At 61.2% G+C, this 19,134-nt stretch carries 11 protein-coding genes; 7 read left to right on the forward strand and 4 right to left on the reverse strand.

The window, feature by feature from the left end; all coding sequences use genetic code 11:
* Nucleotides 1–197: 197 nt before the first annotated feature.
* From Q7U39_19385 to Q7U39_19400, 4 genes are all read left to right on the forward strand, one after another.
* Nucleotides 198–2,018: a response regulator gene (locus tag Q7U39_19385; protein ID MDO9120123.1), complete on the forward strand. Its 1,821-nt coding sequence runs from the start codon at nt 198–200 to the stop codon at nt 2,016–2,018.
* Between the two features lie 37 nt (nt 2,019–2,055).
* Nucleotides 2,056–2,781: a response regulator gene (locus tag Q7U39_19390; protein MDO9120124.1), complete on the forward strand. Its 726-nt coding sequence runs from the start codon at nt 2,056–2,058 to the stop codon at nt 2,779–2,781.
* A 554-nt stretch (nt 2,782–3,335) separates the two neighbouring features.
* On the forward strand, nt 3,336–4,319 hold the full coding sequence (locus Q7U39_19395) for a hypothetical protein (GenBank protein MDO9120125.1): 984 nt from the start codon (nt 3,336–3,338) through the stop codon (nt 4,317–4,319).
* Between the two features lie 100 nt (nt 4,320–4,419).
* Nucleotides 4,420–4,785: a PilZ domain-containing protein gene (locus Q7U39_19400; GenBank protein ID MDO9120126.1), complete on the forward strand. Its 366-nt coding sequence runs from the start codon at nt 4,420–4,422 to the stop codon at nt 4,783–4,785.
* 52 nt (nt 4,786–4,837) lie between these two features.
* Here the strand turns inward: Q7U39_19400 and Q7U39_19405 are convergent, their stop codons facing one another.
* Genes Q7U39_19405 through Q7U39_19415 form a run of 3 tightly spaced genes read right to left on the reverse strand, consistent with a single transcriptional unit; the run spans nt 4,838 to nt 12,317 of the window.
* A complete protein-coding gene (locus Q7U39_19405; GenBank protein ID MDO9120127.1) occupies nt 4,838–7,969 on the reverse strand; it encodes a multidrug efflux RND transporter permease subunit in 3,132 nt (1,043 codons plus the stop codon).
* Entirely contained in the window at nt 7,966–11,082 is a 3,117-nt protein-coding gene (locus Q7U39_19410) for an MdtB/MuxB family multidrug efflux RND transporter permease subunit (GenBank protein ID MDO9120128.1), read from the reverse strand. The genes Q7U39_19405 and Q7U39_19410 overlap by 4 nt, the downstream gene beginning before the upstream one ends.
* Entirely contained in the window at nt 11,079–12,317 is a 1,239-nt protein-coding gene (locus tag Q7U39_19415; protein ID MDO9120129.1) for an MdtA/MuxA family multidrug efflux RND transporter periplasmic adaptor subunit, read from the reverse strand. Before Q7U39_19415 ends, Q7U39_19410 begins: the two co-directional genes overlap by 4 nt.
* 266 nt (nt 12,318–12,583) lie before the next feature.
* Between Q7U39_19415 and Q7U39_19420 the strand changes: the two genes are divergently transcribed.
* The 3 genes from Q7U39_19420 (at nt 12,584) to Q7U39_19430 (ending at nt 17,594) form a co-directional block, all read left to right on the forward strand.
* Nucleotides 12,584–14,635 carry a hypothetical protein gene (locus tag Q7U39_19420; GenBank protein MDO9120130.1) on the forward strand — a complete coding sequence of 684 codons (2,052 nt, stop codon included), beginning with the start codon at nt 12,584–12,586 and terminating at the stop codon, nt 14,633–14,635.
* Nucleotides 14,636–14,789: 154 nt separating this feature from the next.
* Entirely contained in the window at nt 14,790–17,186 is a 2,397-nt protein-coding gene (lon, locus tag Q7U39_19425; protein MDO9120131.1) for an endopeptidase La, read from the forward strand.
* A 183-nt stretch (nt 17,187–17,369) separates the two neighbouring features.
* The gene (locus tag Q7U39_19430) at nt 17,370–17,594 is read left to right on the forward strand and encodes a DUF433 domain-containing protein (protein MDO9120132.1); all 225 of its coding nucleotides are present in this window, start codon (nt 17,370–17,372) and stop codon (nt 17,592–17,594) included.
* A gap of 15 nt (nt 17,595–17,609) precedes the next feature.
* On the opposite strand, the gene Q7U39_19435 is transcribed toward Q7U39_19430, so the two are convergent.
* Nucleotides 17,610–18,353 (reverse strand): platelet-activating factor acetylhydrolase IB subunit, encoded by a 744-nt coding sequence (locus Q7U39_19435; protein ID MDO9120133.1) that lies wholly within the window; start codon nt 18,351–18,353, stop codon nt 17,610–17,612.
* Nucleotides 18,354–19,134 lie beyond the last annotated feature (781 nt).

Genomic DNA, 19,134 nt, shown 5'->3' on the forward strand with positions numbered 1-19,134 from the left:
GCAACGAATGGCCGCGGGCCAGCCCCAGACTCAAGGTTTCACGTTCTTCGGCACTCATGTGTCTATAAGATCTCGTTCGCATGGCAACACCGTAGCCCTTCAGGGCCTGCAGTGTTGCACTTGGAGTTAGAACTCAAGCAGGCTATGCGCATACCGACCGACGTGCGCCCCCTGAAGCGCTGAACTGGAGTGTGCTTATGCGCGTCAATCGGAGCGACATTGTCGCCCCCATCCGGACCATCCTCTGGACCGCCAGTCTTATCGGCCTGAGCATGGGTCTGCCGCTGATTGGATTTGTGATCTGGTCGATTCGCCAAAACGAGCTCATTGGAGTGAAGTTAGCGGCCACCAATCACGAGTTGGTAGCGGCTCGCGACCAGGCGCTTGAAGGAGCCAGACTCAAGTCGCTGTTCCTAGCCACCATGAGCCATGAAATCCGCACGCCCATGAACGGGGTGATCGGCATGACCGACCTTCTGCTAGATACGAACCTAACGCCGGAGCAACGGGACTATGCAAAGACGGTGCGCAGCAGCGGCGAACACCTGCTCATGATCATCAATGATATTCTCGATATTTCCAAGATCGAATCAGGACAATTAACGCTCGAGGTGATCGACTTTGATCTCCGCACCACGTTAGATGAAGTCATACAGATGTTGACTACTCGAGCCTCCGCCAAAGGATTAAATCTAGGATGCCTGGTTCATGCGGAGGTTCCCAGCGCCCTCCGTGGTGATCCCTGGCGACTTCGCCAGATTCTGCTGAACCTCATAGGGAATGCGATCAAGTTTACGGAACAGGGAGAAGTCGTGGTCTCCGTGACCCTTCTTCACGACACCCAGGAGTCCGCGACCCTTCGGTTTGAAATTCGCGATACCGGCATCGGCCTCTCACCGGAAGCGCTAGGCAAACTCTTTCGCCCGTTCAGCCAGGTGGATGGATCAACGACGAGGATCTATGGCGGCACAGGATTAGGCCTCGTAATCAGCAAACAGCTCACGGAACTTATGAAGGGTCAGATCGGGGTGGAGAGTCAGTCTGGAGCAGGCAGTACCTTCTGGTTTACGGCGACATTCACTCGACAGTCGTCACCAGTTCAATTGCTGCCCATTTCTGTACCAGACGCGTTGCGCGGCCTGCGGATCTGCATTGCCGACACCCATCCGATCAACCGCCGCATGCTGGAGTTGTACGCCACCAAATGGGAGGTCCATTGCCTGACGGCGAAGACCGGGACTGAGGCCCTAGAATCCCTGCGCCAAGCGGCGGCCGACCACACTCCGTGCGAAGTCGCGATCCTTGATCGACAGCTTCCAGGAATGGACGGCCTGGAGATCGCCAAGGCGATTAAATCCGATCCGTCCCTGGCCTCTACACACTTGATCCTTCTGACCTCCCAGGGCCAGCGGGGCGATGCCCAGGTTGCGCAAACAGCTGGCTATGAGGCCTACCTCACCAAGCCGGTGCGCGAGTCGCAGCTGTTTGAATGTCTCGCTGCCTTGCGGCAACAGGGTTCCGGCATGCCTCCCCCTCCCGAGCAGCCCGGGCACATAACCTCCCAGCCGGAGATAATCACGCGCCATACGTTGGCTGAAGCGAACACTCGAACAATCCGGCGGATCCTCCTCGCGGAGGATAATGTCATCAATCAAACGGTCGCGGTCAGCATGCTGCAGAAATTAGGGTATCAGGTGGACGTCGTGTCGAATGGTATGGAGGCCTGTGCGGCGGTCGCACGAATCCGGTATGCGGCGGTGCTCATGGACTGCCAGATGCCTGAGATGGACGGCCTACAAGCGGCCGCCGAGATTCGTCGACAGGAGGACACCCACGTCCATGTCCCGATTATCGCCATGACGGCAAACGCCCTGCCGGAAGACCGGGCCCGCTGTCTTGCGGCCGGGATGGATGACTACCTCAGTAAGCCTGTGCGTTCCAAGGAAATTGCAGAACTGATTGCGCGGTGGGTCGATCGGCCTGCGGCGTTCGCCCAAGCAGAGAGCACGAAACATTGAGCCCCATAAACGGCAGGCACGGGAAAGGCAGCGAACCATGGCCATTTTGATTGTTGAAGACAATCCGGTTAATGCGAAACTCCTGGCGATTATGCTCAATTCCGATGGGTATAAAACCCTGATCGCGCGCAATGGGATGGAAGCCTTGGCTACCCTCTCCGGAAAAAATATCATTGAACTGATCATCACCGACTATATGATGCCGGAAATGAACGGGTTAGAGCTGGTTGCCAAGATACGGGAGATGCCGCTGTTTGGTGCCATTCCCATCCTTATCGCATCGGCACACTCGGATCACGAGACCGTCACCAAAGCCAAGACCTTGGCTTGTGAGGGCTTCCTCACAAAACCGATTGACAAGCATTTGCTTCTAACAAAGGTGGGGCACCTCGTGAAGGAACAGCCACCCGTTCTGCGCAGCAAAGCCGAAAATTTACAAAAACTGGGCATCTCTTCCGAGGAATATGACGATCTGCTGAGCATGCTGCTGGCACAGCTGGCGGCGACCCTTCCCGTCGTCATCCTGGAACAGGGGGACTCTGACGCACCCGTCTCCCAATCACTGGGACAACTCCTCACGGAACTGGAGGAGAGCGCCGCCATTCTCGGGGCTGACAAATTTCATCGGTTGTATGGTCGGGTGAAAGGGGACTCCTTACCGAGGCAATCTCACTGCGTCGTCCTGCAGCAAGTCCTGCAAGAACTGGAGTTCGCATTAAAAGCCTGCATGCAGCCATCACCCCCGGCAGAAGCTCCCCAATGACCTCACCCGTTCTTTCCCTTCAGAAGAGCCTGCCTGCGCCGCGTGCAACTCAACAGCGGGATCTCCGGTAAGATCTGCGAGAACAGCCGTGAGGACCAATTGACCAAAGCTTCCGCATATTGACCAAGGGACTGAGCCTCTCATCGCTGGCCAGTCTCACATTGTGACAACTCATCGCGTCTTCAACGGCGCCATCGAATGCCGCCTCTACGAATTCCTTATCGTCCAAGGCGGAGCCAGAAGGCGGCTTACCCCGCCCGCACAGGCTTAACCCAGCCCGGCCCTTTCGACCCATACCTCGCTCTCGCCTCAAGTATTCCTCAGAATAACCGATATGAGAAGGTGGTGGTGTAGGAGTCCATCGCGTGAGACCTTCCGGTTTCGGGGGCACCTTCCCCGATTCGACAGAGAGTCTGACGCGATCTTTTTTTGTCCACTCACTGCCGTCCGCGCCGGCTCACGAGAGTCCAATGGCGTCATCGCCTGTTCCTCGCCGTCCGTGGAGCCTGGCCGCGCTGCAATGGGTGTCTATTCGATAAGGAAGAGGAGTTGCCGTGTTTCATGAATATTCGCTTTCGATCCGAGCACTCCTGCGGGATGTGTCCGGAAGTCTCTATCACATCGTCGTGGCCCTCCTCAGCGCCGGCATCGCCCTGTTGCTCCCGACCGGCGCCACCCGGTTTCTGGCCTTCTGGTCCCGCATCGAACATGACAAGCTCTCGCTCATTGCCTTGGAACTGACCGTTGCGGTCATGTTGATTCTCGGGTTGAATTATCTCCGCCGGAGCGTCCGGGATCACGCGATGGCCTCCGTGGCGGCCGGGGCCGGCCTCGTCTCCTACTTCCCCCGCCGTACGAACGGCGCGCAGCAGCGCATCCGGCAACTTAAAGAAGAGCACGGAGCCGGCCGGACGATCATGGTGATCGGATCCAGCGGCTACAGTACGCTCGTCGACCAGGTCGGCGACCTGTCCTCCGTGCTCGATAAATGTCTGGGCGCCAAGATTCTCCTGGTGAATCCCTACAGTCACGACGCCACGACCAGGATTCAAGCCCTCGGCCATCCGGAGCATACGCTGGCCACCTTCCGGGAAGAAGTCCGACAGAGTATCGTGCTGCTCAAGCGGTTGAAGGCCATGGGCAAAGCGATCAATCTCAAATTCTATTCGGACCCTCCGTTAGTCAAGCTGGTCATCCTGGGTGACTACCTCTGGCTCCAGCATTACCACGCGGCGTTCGATATCCAATCGATGCCCGAATATGTCTTGCGGCATAACCCCAAAGACCACGGCTTCTACAGGCTTTATGCCCACTACTTCTCGTTGCGGTGGGAAAGCCCCGAGATTCCTGAATATGATTTTGAGACAGATGAGCTGGTCTATCGGACCAAGCTCGGCCATGAGCTCCGCCGGGAACGGTATGGAATCGGCCCCGCAGCGAAGGAAACAGCCATCACGGCCGAAGCGATCCACCTGGCATCCCCCCAGCCACTCCGACTCACAAGGAACGACGCAGCGCCAGGAGCCGTAGCAGCCTAAGCGCCCCACCGCCCCGCCCGGCGCCAGCTTCCCGGCAACAGGTCAAGTTTCCACGGTCCCTGCCGATATGCCTTGTAGGTTCACCAGGAAGGCCTTGACCATGCAACCACGATGTCGCACTCGAATCCCCGTCGGCTACCCGGCGAATATCCAAACTGATAACGGGACCGGCGAAGGAGTCCTCCTCGACCTCTCGCCCACCGGCTGCAGGATGAGGAGCGACATCGACCTGAATGCCGGGGCCTATCTCGCCCTCGAGATTGCCGTGGCGCAGGAGTCCGCCCCGCTGGGGGTGGAAGTCTCTGTCGTACGCTGGTGTAAAGACGGCTACCTGGGCGTGGAGTTTCTTCGATACAGTCAGGGGGTCCGGGAACGAGTCACAGATCTTCTCACCGCCTCGTCACAGACAGACATCCTCGTCTATCCGGACTACGCAACCGCCTCGCTGAGCGCGATCGCTTCCTAATTATTCTGCCGTTCTACCCGTCACGCAGCTCGACCACCCCCTGCGGCGGCGCTTAGCCTTGGACATCTGGCAACTGAGTGCTCTGCGGAAGCGGCCTGCCCATTCCGCGGCCGGTGCGCATTCGTGAAACTCTCAAACGCAATCGGTCGAGGTAAAGATAGATGACCGGCGTCGTGTAGAGCGTGAGCAACTGGCTCACGAGGAGCCCGCCGACGATGGCGATACCCAACGGCCGACGCAATTCCGACCCGACGCCCGTCCCCAGCGCCAACGGCAGGGCGCCGAAGAGGGCCGCCAGCGTGGTCATCATGATCGGCCTGAACCGCAACAGACAGGCCTCGTAAATCGCCTCTTCCGGTGTCTTCCCTTCCTTGCGCTCCGCGTCCAGCGCGAAGTCGATCATCATGATGGCGTTCTTCTTGACGATGCCGATCAATAGAATGATCCCGATCAGCGCGATCATGCTCAGCTCCGTCTTAAACAGAAGCAACGCGAGCAGCGCGCCCACTCCCGCGGACGGCAGCGTGGAAAGGATCGTCAAGGGATGGATGTAACTCTCATAGAGAATCCCCAACACGATGTAGACCGTCACCAGCGCGGCAAGAATGAGAAAGGGCTGGTTGTCGACGGACGCCTGAAACGCTTTGGCCGCGCCCTGAAAGGTCCCCCGGACGCCGGCCGGAAGCCCCATCTCCCGCGTCGCCTTGTCGATCGCCGCGACCGCATCGCCCAACGACGCTCCCGGAGCCATATTGAACGACAGCGTCACGCCAGGGAACTGCCCCTGATGGTTGACGAGGAGCAGCGTGTTTGTCGGTTCGTAACGCGTCACGGCACTGAGCGGCACCTGCGCCCCCGCCGGGGACCGCACATATATTTCCTGCAGCGTCGAGGGGTTCTGCCAATATTGCGGGGCCACCTCCATCACGACGTGATACTGGTTGAGCGGCGTATACATGATGGAGACCTGCCGCTGGCCGAATGCATCGTAAAGCGTATCGTCAATCAGCTGGGGACTGATCCCCAGCCGGGAAGCCGTGCTGCGATCGAACACCACGAGGGATTGCAGTCCCTTGTCCTGCTGATCGCTGTTCACGTCGGTGATTTCCGGCAGCGTGCGCAACTGACGCTCGACCTTGGGCGCCCAGGTGTTCAGCTCGGCGAGATCCACGCTTTGCAATGTGTACTGATATTGCGCGCTGCTGGCGCGCCCGCCGATTCGCAGGTCCTGAATGGCCTGCAGCACCGTCGGCGCACCCGTCACCTTGGCCAGCTTGGGACGCAGCCGGGCGATCACCTGATCCACGCTGAGCTCCCGCTCTTCGAGCGGTTTCAGCGAGATGAACATACGGCCGGCATTGGTATTCCCGCTGACTCCTCCGCCGCTGAATCCCGTGACCGTGTCGACGGCTGGATCGCTCTTGATAATCTCGACGACCTCGGTGAGTTTCTGCCGCATGGCCTGAAATGAGATGTCCTGGGCGGCCTGAATGTTCCCGAACATGCGGCCCGTATCCTGCTGGGGGAAGAAGCCCTTGGGCACGATGGTATAGAGATAGATGCTGAACGCCATCGTCGCCAGCGTCACCACGAGCATGCTGCGCGGATGGCGGAGCACCCAGCCGAGACTGCCGGCATAGCCGCTGCGCAGCCCCTCAAAGAACCGTTCGCTGATCCGGTACCATCTCCCATGGGTCTTGCCGGTGTCGGCTTTGAGCACACGGGCGCACATCATGGGCGTGGTGGTCAACGACACGACCAGCGAGACGAGAATCGCCACGGAGAGCGTGACGGCAAACTCCCGGAACAGCCGTCCCATCATGCCGCCCATGAAGAGAATCGGGAGGAAGACGGCCACGAGCGAGATGGTCATCGACAGCACGGTAAACGTGATCTCGCGCGCACCGCGCAGCGCCGCCTGCATCGGATCCATGCCCTGCTCCCGATACCGGCTGATGTTTTCCAGCACGACGATGGCATCGTCCACCACAAACCCCGTCGCGATCGTGAGCGCCATCAGCGAGAGATTGTCGAGGCTATAGTCGAAGAGATACATCACGCCGAACGTGCTGATCAGCGAGACCGGCACCGCCACGCAGGGAATCAGCGTGGCCCGGACATCTCGCAAAAACACAAAGACCACCAGGATCACAAGACAGACGGAAATCGCGAGCGTCCGTTCGACGTCGTGCAGCGAGGCGCGAATGACCGGAGTGCGGTCCACCACGACCTTCAACGTCATGCTCCCGGGAATCGACGCCTCCAATTGAGGGAGCAACGCCCGGACGCGGTCGACCGTCTCGATGATGTTGGCGCCCGGCTGCCGGTTGATGATGATGAGCACCGCTGGAACGCCGTTCGCGACGCCGCTCGTGCGCAGATCCTCCACCGACTGTTCGACCGTCGCCACGTCCGAAAGCCGCACCGCCCGCCCCTCCCGATAGCTCACGATCAACGGTAGATAATCCTCCACCGTATGGAGCTGATCGTTGGCCCGCACCTCCCAGGTCCGCTGCCCGTCGGACAACTGGCCCTTGGGACGATTCACGTTGGTGCTGCTCAACATCCGGCGGACGTCGCCGAGTCCGATCCCGTAACTGTTCAACGCCGTGGGATTCAGATCGACGCGGATCGCGGGGAGCGATCCGCCACCCACCGTGACCTGCCCCACCCCGTCGATCTGCGAGAGTTTCTGCTGAAGCACGCTGGACGCCACATCGTACATGCGGCCCCGGCTGACCAGATCGGATGTCAGCGACAGGATCAGGATCGGTGCATCGGCCGGATTGATCTTCCGGTACGTCGGGCTGTTCGGAAGGGTCGTCGGCAGTTCGCTCCGCGCCGCCATGATGGCGGCCTGCACGTCGCGCGCGGCACCGTCGATATTGCGGCTCAGGTCGAATTGCAGCGTGATATTCGCGGACCCCAGCATGCTCGTGGAAGTCATCTCCGTCACACCGGCGATGCGCGTGAACTGATGTTCCAGCGGAGCCGCCACCGAGGTGGCCATGGTTTCCGGGCTGCCGCCCGGCAACGTGGCCGAGACATTGATGGTCGGGAACTCGACTTGCGGGAGCGAGGCGACGGGCAGGAAGCGGAACGCGACGAGACCGACGAGCGTGACCCCGATGGTCAACAACGTGGTGGCAACCGGACGGTGAATGAACGGCGCCGAGATATTCACGACAGTCCCGGGGTGAGCGCCTCTCCGGTCGAAGGCGCCGGTCGGCCGGCCCGGACGCGCCGCGCCAGCCTATCGAAGGCCAGATACACCACCGGCGTCGTATACAAGGTCAGCACCTGGCTCACGATCAGTCCGCCGATGATGGCGATGCCGAGCGGATGCCGCAACTCCGACCCCACCCCCGACCCGATCGCCAGCGGAAGCGCGCCGAGCAGCGCCGCCAGGGTCGTCATCATGATCGGGCGGAAACGCAACAGGCAGGCTTCATAGATCGCCGCCTCCGGGGTCTTTCCTTCTTGGCGCTCCGCCTCCAGCGCAAAGTCGATCATCATGATGGCGTTCTTCTTCACGATGCCGATGAGGAGAATGATCCCGATCAGCGCGATCACGCTGAATTCAATTCGAAACAGCATCAGAGCCAGTAACGCCCCCACCCCGGCGGACGGCAGCGTGGAGAGAATCGTGAGCGGATGGATATAGCTCTCATAGAGAATCCCCAGCACGATGTAGACCGTCACCAACGCGGCGAGGATTAGCCAGACCTCGTTTCCCAGCGACGTTTGGAATGCCTGGGCCGTGCCCTGAAAACTGCTCCGGATACTGACTGGAAGACTGATGGCCTGCGTGGCGCGCTCGATCGCGGCCACCGCATCGCCGAGCGATGCGCCCGGCGCCAGATTGAAGGACACCGTCACGACAGGAAACTGTCCCTGCCGGCTGATGGCCAGCGGGGTCGTCGTCTCGGAGAACTGGGTAAACACGTTGAGCGGAACCTGTCCGCCGGTGCCCGACCGGATGTCGAGAAACTGCAGCGACTGCGGGCCGGTCTGAAACTCCGGCATCACTTCGAGCACCACGCGATACTGGTTCAGCTGCGTGAACATCGTGGACACCTGCCGCTGCCCATAGGCATCGTACAGCGTATCGACGATGAGCTGCGGGGTGATCCCCAGCCGCGACGCCGTATGGCGATCGATCACCAGCATGGCGGCCAACCCGCGATCCAGCTGATCGCTGCTGACATCACGCAATTCCGGCAGGGCCTGCAGCGCCGTCATGAACGAAGGCGCCCACCGGCTGAGCTCCTCGGGATCCGCGTCTTCCAGCGTATATTGATATTGCGTCCGGCTGACCCGGTCTTCCACGGTCAGATCCTGCATCGGCTGCAGGAAGAGCGACATCCCCTCCACACCGGCCGCCTGCGCCTGCAGCCGGCGAATGACCTCATGGACGCTCACGCCCCGCTCGGCCATCGGCTTCAGATTGACCTGGATGCGCCCGCTGTTCAACGTGGTGTTCGTCCCGTCCACACCGATGAACGACGAGAGACTGGCGACGGCAGGATCGGCCAGGATGGCACGAGCCAGCGCCTGTTGCCGCTCCACCATCCCGCTGAACGAAATCGACTGCTCCGCTTCGGTCATCCCGAGAATCGCGCCGGTGTCCTGCACGGGAAAGAAGCCCTTGGGAATGATCAGAAACAGGACCACCGTCAGAACGAGCGTGCCGGCTGCCACCGCCAGCGTCGCCGATTGATGCTGCAACACCCGGCGCAACGTCCGGCCATAAGCCGCGATCGTCCGATCGAACAACTGTTGCGACAGTAGATAGAACCGGCCTTGTTCCACCGCAGGGCGATGGCGTAGCAACCTCGCGCACATCATCGGCGTCAACGTCAGAGAGACCACGGCCGAGACGAGAATCGTGGCGCTCAACGTGATGGCAAACTCGCGGAAGAGCCGGCCCACCACATCGCCCATGAAGAGGAGCGGAATCAGCACGGCGATCAGCGAAATGGTCAATGAGAGAATGGTGAAGGCGATCTGCTTCGAACCCTTGAGCGCCGCCTGCATCGGCGACTCGCCCCGCTCAATGTAGCGTGAGATGTTCTCGATCATCACAATGGCGTCGTCCACGACAAAGCCGGTGGAGATCGTCAGCGCCATCAACGTCAGATTGTTCAGGCTGAACCCTGCGAGATACATGACCCCGAATGTCCCAACCAGCGACAGCGGGACCGCCGCCGCGGGAATGATCGTGGCCGAGAGGGTCCGCAGAAACAGAAAGATGACCAGGATCACAAGCGCCACGGCCAGCATCAATTCGAACTGCACGTCCCGCACCGAGGCCCGAATGGACGTGGTGCGGTCGGAGAGCACCGTCACCTGCACCGCCGCCGGCAGGGCGCTTTGCAGCTGCGGCAGGAGCGCCTTCACCCGGTCGGCCACGTCGATGACATTGGCACCGGGCTGCCGCTGGATGTTGACGAGAATCGCGGGCTGGTCGTTCATCCAGGCCGCCTGCTTTGCATTTTCTACATCGTCCAGGACATCGGCCACCTCGGACAGCAGGACGGGCGCGCCGTTGCGATAGGCCACGATCAGAGGCCGGTAATCCCGACTCGACAGCAATTGATCCGTCGCATTGATGATGGAGGCCCGGCGCGGGCCGTCAAACACGCCTTTGGCCTGATTCACATTGGCGGCCGCCACGGCCGTGCGCACGTCCTCCAGCGTCAGGCCATAGGCGGACAGCGCGCGCGGGTTCGCCTGAATGCGCACCGCCGGACGCTGGCCTCCGCTGAGGCTGACCAGCCCGACACCGGACAGCTGAGAGATCTTTTGGGCCAAGCGGGTCTCGGCCAGATCTTCGACCTGCGAGAGCGGCATCGTGTCGGACGTCAACGCGAGCGTCAGGATCGGCGCATCCGCCGGATTCACTTTGTTATAGACCGGAGGATTGGGCAAATCGCGAGGGATAAAGGTGGAGGCGGCATTGATTGCGGCCTGGACCTGCTGTTCGGCGATATCGAGATTCAAATCCAGGCTGAACTGCAGCGTGATGACGGAACTGCCGCCGGAGCTCGTGGAGGTCATCTGGTTCAACCCGGGCATCTGGCCGAACTGCCGCTCCAACGGCGCCGTCACGGAGGAGGCCATCACGTCCGGGCTGGCACCGGGATAAAACGTCACCACCTGGATGGTCGGATAGTCGACTTGGGGGAGCGCGGAGACCGGCAAGAGGCGATAGGCCAGCGCGCCGGCGAGCACGATCGCCACCATCAGCAGGGCCGTCGCCACCGGCCGCATGATAAACAGGCGGGACGGATTCACGAAGAAGCCCCTCGCTTGGGCTTCTCGGTTCCGGCAGGGGGAGCGGGCGCGTCCGGGGATTTTGCGGGAGCGCCTTTCTGGTTCCGGACCTCCACTTTGCTGCCTTCGCGCAGCTTCTCCGTCCCGTCCACGACGACCACCTCACCCGGCGACAAACCGCTGTCGATCGAGAGGTCGTCGCCTTGAGCCGCCCCTGCCCCCACCGGGCGGACCGCGACGGTCTGATCCTCTTTCACGACATAGAGGAAGGTGCCCTTCGAGCCTCGCTGCACCGCCGCCGACGGCACAACCGTGGCCCCGCGCTTGACCTCCAGCAACAGCCGCGCGTTCACGAATTGATTGGGAAAGAGCTGCCCGTCTTCGTTCGGAAACACCGCCTTAAGCCGCACCGTGCCGGTATTAGCATCGATCTGATTGTCGATCGTCAGCAATGTGCCCGTCGCCAGCTTCTTCTTCTGCTCGCGGTCGAAGGCCTCGACCGGTAGTTTCTCGCCGGACTTCATCCGCGCCATGACCGCCGGCAGACTGTCTTCCGGGATCGTAAAGACGACGGTGATCGGCATGAGCTGCGTAATCACCAGCAGGCCGTTCGCATCGTTCGCCCGCACCATGTTGCCGGCATCGACCAGCCGCAGCCCCACCCGTCCGTCGATCGGCGACGTGATGCGGCTATACACCAGTTGCAACTTGGCATTGTCGATCTGGCCCTGGTCGGCCTTCACGATGCCTTCCAGTTGACGCACCAGCGCCTGCTGCGTATCCAGCTGCTGCTTGGGAATGAAGCCCTGTTCGAACAAGCCGTTGTAGCGTTCCAGGTCCAGCTGCGCGTTCTTGAATTGCGCCTGATCGCGCGCCATCTGGCCTTCGGCCTGCGTCAGTTGCACATCGAAGGGACGCGGATCGATCTCCGCCAGCAGATCCCCGCGGCGGACGAGCTGCCCTTCCTGAAACAGCACTTTCATGAGTTGCCCGTCGACCCGGCTCTTGACGTTGACCGTGTTCAGCGGCATGACCGAGCCGAGGCCGTTGAGATAGACCCCGATGTCGCCGGTCTTCGCCGTGGCCACCGCCACAGAAAACGTGCGCGCTCCGGCAGCCGGCGGCTGCCCGGCCCGCGAGGGTTCCTCGCCCGACTTCGCGAGCAGCGTGTACCAGCCGAGCGCCAGGAGACAGGCGCCCACGAGGCCGATCATTGACCGTTTGAGCATAGTGGAGAAACGAATGGGTTCCGACATAGCGTCCTTCTCGTCCAGGCCCGATCGCTCAAGGCTTGTCCGGCTAGCATGAACCGCCGGGCGATGTCTCATTGAGAGGAAAGATCCCCCAGCTGGTGCAGCCGGTGAGTCATTGTATCAAGTTCGAGCCGCCTAACACGACAACGGCTAGCGCACCCGTGCCGAGCAGTATATTCAAGCCTGGCGAGATTTACATCCTTCAATCCGGACAGACCCGGGACAAAGGACTCCCGGAATCTTTACTCAAGCTGTGATAAATTACCGCCATGTCGGCACCGGCCTCCTCTTTCAATCGCGGAACACGCATGCCTCCCCTGCGCAGCCTCGTCGTCGGCTCTCTACTCCTGCTTGCCACGTTGACGGGCTGTCAGTTCTTCAGTCCCAAAGCGCCGGTTCCGGGGGTCACGTCCAAGAGCCGGCTCTATACGTCAGTCGTCGACCGGCTGGCCCCGATGGTGCAACCAGACATCGAGAAGCAGCAAGGCCCCCAACAGACCCGCGTCCTCGCCACCCATGCCATTGGTCGCGACGTGCCGGCGCGATACAAGCGGCGCATCGCCCTGCAAAGCCTCACCGATCCCTGGGCCGGCTTGTCCGCGCTGGAGCACCAGGGACTGTTGATGGCGGAACTCGCGGGCGGCGGCACGGATAATCTGCCCGCCTTGCTGGATGTCATGGAGGCCGCCGTCGACCGCACCTCCGAATACTTCAAGCCGATCCCCTTCCCGAGCACGACCGCCCAAAAAGAAATGGTCAGCTTCCTCACCGATACGCTGGACGATGCCGCCATCCAGCGGGAGAAGGCGCTGGCCAATCTCTCCGACGATGAGCGACGGTTCCTCTTCAAACACGCGCGGACCCTGGCCGATCAATTTTCGCCCCGCTCGAACGAGCCGGCCCAGGAACGGGCCGCGCACCTCAAGCTGGAGGCGGAGTTCGCCCGCCTCGTGGATGAACAGCTCGACTATGCCGCGCTGCTCGCGGCGGCGCAGACCGTGGCGCGATTGGGCAACGAAAGCCTGCTGCAACGCCTGGCCCTCGCCTTCCAACATCGTCCTCCGGTGGCACAACCGCCGCCGGGCATCACCGGCGACGTGCTGTTCGCCCAGCAGACCCGCGACGGCTTGATCGTCATCGGCGGTCCGGGCGTCAACACTTACGACCTGGACCGGCGCGTCCTCCTCGTCGTCGACCTCGGCGGAGACGACACGTATCACGGGATGATCGCCTCATCCGGCGACATCGAGCATGGCATCGGCGTGGTGATCGATCTGGGCGGCAACGATACCTACACCAGCGATCCGCTCGGCCTGGCCACCGGACGGCTCGGCGTCGGACTCCTCATCGATCTGGCCGGCGACGACGTCTATCAACTCGACCAGGGGTCCGGCGGCACCGGCTTCGCCGGCATCGGGATCCTCTTCGACCGCACCGGCAACGATGTGTACATGGGCAACCGGTTCACCCAGGGCGCGGCGTTCGGCGGACTCGGTCTCCTGGTCGATCTGGCCGGCAACGACCGGTACACCAGCCACGCCTTCGCCATCGGGTTCGGCGGCCCCTTGGGAATGGGCGCCGTGATCGATCGAGCCGGCAATGACGTCTATCAATGCGGCGACAAATATCCCGGCTCGTTGAATCCCCAGGAAGCGCCGACGGCCAAGCCCGGCGACCCGGCTTTTCAATATCTCTGCTACGGCATGGGCAGCGGCGCCGGCGTCGACGGCGGCAGCAAGAAAACCGACGCCCTGCTCCTCAACCTGGCCGGCGGCCTCGGCTATCTCATCGATCTCGAAGGCCAGGATCAGTATCGCAGCGGCAACCTGGCGCAAGGCGCCGGCCATTACTTCGGACTCGGCGTGGCGCTCGATCTCGGCGGAGACGACAGCCGCGCAGGCGGACGCACCAGCCTGGGAGCCGCCGGCCACTACGGCATCGGCCTGCTCGTCGATGCGCAGGGCACGGATCGCTACACGCCCTCCGGTCCCAAGTATACGGTCAGCGGCACCTACGACCGGAGCGTGAGTCTGCTGCTGGATGGCGGGACGGGATCCGACACCTACGACCTGACCCGCAGCACGGGGCTGGGAGATGCCGAGAGCGAATCCTGGTCGCTCTTCATCGATGAAGGCGGAGCCGATCGCTACAGCGGCCAATCCGGACTGGGCCGCGGCACCCCCGACAGCCTCGGCCTGTTCTTCGACCTTGCCGGAGCGGACACCTACGACACCTCGTCCGGAACGCCTACCGGCACCACCTCCGGCCGCGGGAACGATCGGACAATCCGGGCCACCGGCAGCCTCTTTCAAGACCGCTGACCGGCCGCCGCTCGCCTCTATTTCTGTCTATTCGCGCAGTGACCCGGACATCTTCACGCCTGCCCTTGACTTGCCCGATCCCCGATCTATCTCTGCTCTCACACGCTCACCCATCGTGTCTCTGCTCAAGGATGAGAGAGAGAAAGGACTCAACATGGACAGCGAGACCAAAGTGCTGACCCTCCCCATATTACCGATCAAGCGAACTGTCTTATTCCCCGGCGTCATGATGCCCCTCACCGTCGGTCGCGAACGATCGATGGCGGCGGTGCAGGCCGCGATGAAGACCGAAGAGAAGATGATCCTGGTCGTGGCTCAGCGCGACTCGCAGACCGAAGAACCGGGCCTGAGCGACCTCTACACGATCGGCACCAAAGCCATCATCAAGCAGATCGGCCAATCCTCGGAAGGCGCGATTCACGCGTTTGTCCAGGGTGTGGACCGCGTGGCGATCATTGAAGAAACCCAATCGACTCCCTATGCGATCGCCCGGGTCCGGGCGCTGGACCGCCCCTCGGAGACCGGCACGGAAGTGCAGGCCATGCATCGGGCAATTCAGGAGCTGGTGACAGAACTCCCGAGGGTGATCCAAGCCCCTGGCATGCAAGAGGCCAGCGAAGCGTTAAGCCATGAAGATGATCCGGTAGCGCTCGCCTATCGAGTGGCCTCACTGGTCAACCTCAGCGTGGCGGAAGAGCAGAAGCTGCTCGAAAGCACCGCGACGCTGGATTTGCTGCGCGCCCTCTATGTGGCCTTGTCCAAGGAGATTCAGATCCTCCAGCTCCGCGACAAGATCACCAGCGATGCGCAGGCGAAGATCGGCAAGAGCCAGCGCGAATACATGTTGCGAGAGCAATTGAAAACGATCCAACAGGAACTCGGCGAATCCGACAGCGACGACAGCGATCTTGCCCTGCTCAAGAAGAAAGTGGCGGAGGCGGACCTCCCCGACCATGTGCGGAAGGAAGCCGAGCGCGAGCTCGGACGCCTGGCCAAAGTCCCGCCGTCGTCGGCGGACCACCAGGTGCTCCGCACCTATCTGGAGCTGGTGCTCGAATTGCCCTGGAAGAAGGCGTCGGAAGATTCACTCGACCTGGCGAAAGTCCGGCAGGTGCTCGAAGAAGATCACTACGGCATCAAAGAAGTCAAAGAACGGATCGTGGAGCATCTCGCGGTCTTGAAGCTGAATCCGTCGGCCAAGGCGCCGATCCTTTGCTTGGTCGGGCCTCCGGGTGTCGGCAAGACGAGCCTGGGCCAATCGATCGCCAGAGCCATGGGCCGGACGTTCGAGCGGCTCAGCCTGGGCGGCGTACACGATGAAGCGGAATTGCGCGGCCATCGCCGCACCTATGTCGGGGCGTTGCCTGGCCATATCATTCAAGCCGTACGGCGGGCCGGGGTGAACAATCCCGTGCTCATGCTCGATGAAGTCGACAAGATGGGGCGCGACTTCCGCGGAGACCCGGCTGCTGCGCTCTTAGAAATCCTCGATCCGGCGCAGAACCACACGTTCCGCGACCACTATCTGGATCTCCCCTTCGATTTGTCGAAGGCGTTTTTCATCACGACGGCGAACACGCTCGACACGATCAGCCAACCCTTGTTGGACCGGATGGAGATCATCCGCCTGCAAGGCTACAGCGAACATGAGAAGGCGGAAATCGCTCGCCGCTATCTCTGGCCGCGACGGTTGAAGGAAGCGGGCCTGAATGCCGAACAGGCGCTCTTGTCAAACGAGGTCTTGAATCTCGTCACGAGCCGATACACACGCGAGGCCGGTGTGCGGCAACTGGAGCAAATGCTCGGCCGGTTGACGAGAAAAGTGGCCTTAGCCTTCGCGGAACTCCCGGAAGGTCAGGAGCGCCAGCCGGTCACCATTCGCCCGGATATGCTGGATGAATGGCTCGGCTCCGAACGGTTCATGCCGGAAGAGGCGCGAAAGAATCTGCCGCCCGGAGTGGCGACAGGCTTAGCCTGGACTCCGGCGGGAGGCGATGTCCTCTATATCGAAACGACGCTCCTGCCAGGCAGTCATGAACTGACACTGACAGGACAGCTCGGCGATGTGATGCAGGAATCGGCACGCGCGGCCCGGAGCTATCTCTGGTCGCATGCGGAAAGCATGGGACTCGATATTTCGAAGTTCAAACGCAACGGGGTCCATATCCATGTGCCCTCAGGCGCGATTCCGAAAGACGGCCCGTCAGCCGGTATCACGATGGCCACGGCACTGGCGTCCGCCTATGTCGGAAAAGCCGTCCGCAGCGATACGGCCATGACGGGAGAAATCAGCTTGAGCGGGTTGGTGCTGCCGGTCGGCGGGATCAAGGAGAAGGTTCTAGCGGCCCATCGCGCGGGCATCCGGCGGATCATTCTGCCGAAGGCCAATGAGCGGGATCTGAAAGAAGTGCCACAGGAAGTGCGCGACCAGCTCACGTTCATTCCGGTGGAACGGATCGAAGAAGTTCTGCCGGCGGCCTTCAATCAGGACATCCCCGCAGCCCCACCGGCTGAACGGGATGAACCCCTCGCCACCTCGACCGCGTCGTAATATTCTTCGGCCCCGGGGAAACCCGGGGCCGACAAACCCCCATCCCGCAGCCCCGTACTGACTCAGAGTAGCAATTGTGTATGCTGCCGAGCTCACTCAGATTCTTTGACCCATTGAGTCGAGCTTGTTATCATGAGCCATTCAACGCGACAGGAGAAGCAGCTCGCTTCGGGAGGGTCATCTATGCGCTACGATCGAATCAGCATCGATCCCCACATCTGCAGCGGAAAGCCGTGCATCCGAGGGACTCGGATCATGGTGACGAATATTCTTGGCTTGATAGCAGGCGGCTACACGAACGATCAGATTCTCCAAACCTATCCGGAGCTCACCCGTGAGGATGTGGCATCGGCGTTAGACTATGCCAGCCACGTAATCGATGAAGACAAAGTGATTCCCCGTGCCTGAGCCGCTTGCTCCCCTTCACTCTCCCATCAACGCCTTGAGCTGCGCTTCCATGCCTTCGGCCCAGACTTGATAGCCCTGTTGGTTGGGGTGCAGCAAATCCGGCATGAGGTCTCGCTTCAGTCGCCCGTCGCGATCCAGAAAGAGGTGTCCGAGATCAAGATAGTGAACGTGCTGACCGTCGGCGAATCCACGGAGACGATCATTGATCGTACTGTTCAAACGCCGAAGAGAATCGTTGGCGATCGCCCCTCGCGGAAAGATGCCCAGCAGAAGAATCTTGGTCTCCGGAAGCTTCGCGCGCAGCAGCGTCACAATCGCCTGCACACCGGCAGCCGTCTCTTCCGGTGGATCTTTCCTGGTTCCTGAATTGTTCGTCCCGATCATGACCACCGCCACCTTCGGGTGGATGCCGTCGATCTCCCCGTGCTGCAACCGCCACAAGACCTGTTCAGTCCGGTCGCTGTTGAATCCCAGGTTCACCGCCCGGCGATGGGCATAGTAGCGCTCCCACACCCGCCGCCCCTCATCGCCCCACCCCTGCGTGATCGAATCGCCGATCATGAGCAGATCCACACCCCCCTGTCGGACACGGGCCACATTGCGCTCATGTTGGGGCATCCACCAGCCGGCCGTCTGCGGAGCAGGAACAACGGCGGGAACGTCACGATCAAGGGCAAAAACAGTCGCAACCGGAAAGCTCGCCCAGATGGAGAGGGCAAAGAGAAGCAGAACGAAGGAAGACCGGAGCGTGCGCGTCATGGGGGCCTACTGTAGCAGATTCAGACAGGGAGAGGCCTGCGCAGGCATGCGCAAGCTCTGAAAAGGTCGGCGGAGATCAGTCAGGTCGGTTGCGCTGATACCGGAGCGAGTAGTGCCCACATTTCATACACACGACTTGGAATGGCGGAAGCGCCGGATCGTAGAGCTTGTGGATATACCCCATCGGCACCGTCGAGTCGGGGTAGCCTTGATTGACCTGCGTGTCGAGCGGCCTCCCACACTGGCCATTCGCACAATTCACAGTGAATGATACGATAGGAGCATTTGTAGACATGACCGCACCATAGCAGGGTCTTCGAGCCAAATGTAAGGGGCGCCGGTTTCAAAGAGTGGCAGAAGGCCACCGCGCGACAAGCTCACCGTCATTCCGGTGGAGCGGATCGAAGAAGTCTGCCGACAGCCGTCATTCAAAGCATCTTCCCCCTGCCCCACCGGCTGAACAGGATGGACCGCTCACTATGTCGACTGCGTCGTAAAATCTAGAGCTCAGGATCAACACTAGGACTCACCCTATTGGTTCACCGACAACCCCTCAACTCTCCCTCTATACTTCTCCACTCAATTCAAAGAATGGTTCCTGATGCCATTACGCCTTTTGACCATCTCGATTTATGAATATAGAGGGGGCTCCGGGAATTCGGACAGTGTGGTAAGTGGTAGCCTGGCTTCACCAAAGCCACCAGGTGGTGGCGAACCAGAGGAGCGAGGCAATGAAGCGCACGAGACGGAATCACGGAGCCATATTTAAGGCCCAGGTAGC

Source organism: Nitrospira sp. (genome assembly GCA_030653545.1).
Lineage (GTDB): Bacteria > Nitrospirota > Nitrospiria > Nitrospirales > Nitrospiraceae > Nitrospira_D.

What these genes read in the sequence shown, in the direction of transcription:
- Q7U39_19385 (MDO9120123.1), top strand. Translation starts at nt 198, where the DNA reads ATGCGCGTCAATCGGAGCGACATTGTCGCCCCCATCCGGACCATCCTC.
- Q7U39_19390 (MDO9120124.1), top strand. Translation starts at nt 2,056, where the DNA reads ATGGCCATTTTGATTGTTGAAGACAATCCGGTTAATGCGAAACTCCTG.
- Q7U39_19400 (MDO9120126.1), top strand. Translation starts at nt 4,420, where the DNA reads ATGCAACCACGATGTCGCACTCGAATCCCCGTCGGCTACCCGGCGAAT.
- Q7U39_19415 (MDO9120129.1), bottom strand. Translation starts at nt 12,317, where the DNA reads ATGTCGGAACCCATTCGTTTCTCCACTATGCTCAAACGGTCAATGATC.
- Q7U39_19420 (MDO9120130.1), top strand. Translation starts at nt 12,584, where the DNA reads ATGTCGGCACCGGCCTCCTCTTTCAATCGCGGAACACGCATGCCTCCC.
- lon (MDO9120131.1), top strand. Translation starts at nt 14,790, where the DNA reads ATGGACAGCGAGACCAAAGTGCTGACCCTCCCCATATTACCGATCAAG.
- Q7U39_19430 (MDO9120132.1), top strand. Translation starts at nt 17,370, where the DNA reads ATGCGCTACGATCGAATCAGCATCGATCCCCACATCTGCAGCGGAAAG.
- Q7U39_19435 (MDO9120133.1), bottom strand. Translation starts at nt 18,353, where the DNA reads ATGACGCGCACGCTCCGGTCTTCCTTCGTTCTGCTTCTCTTTGCCCTC.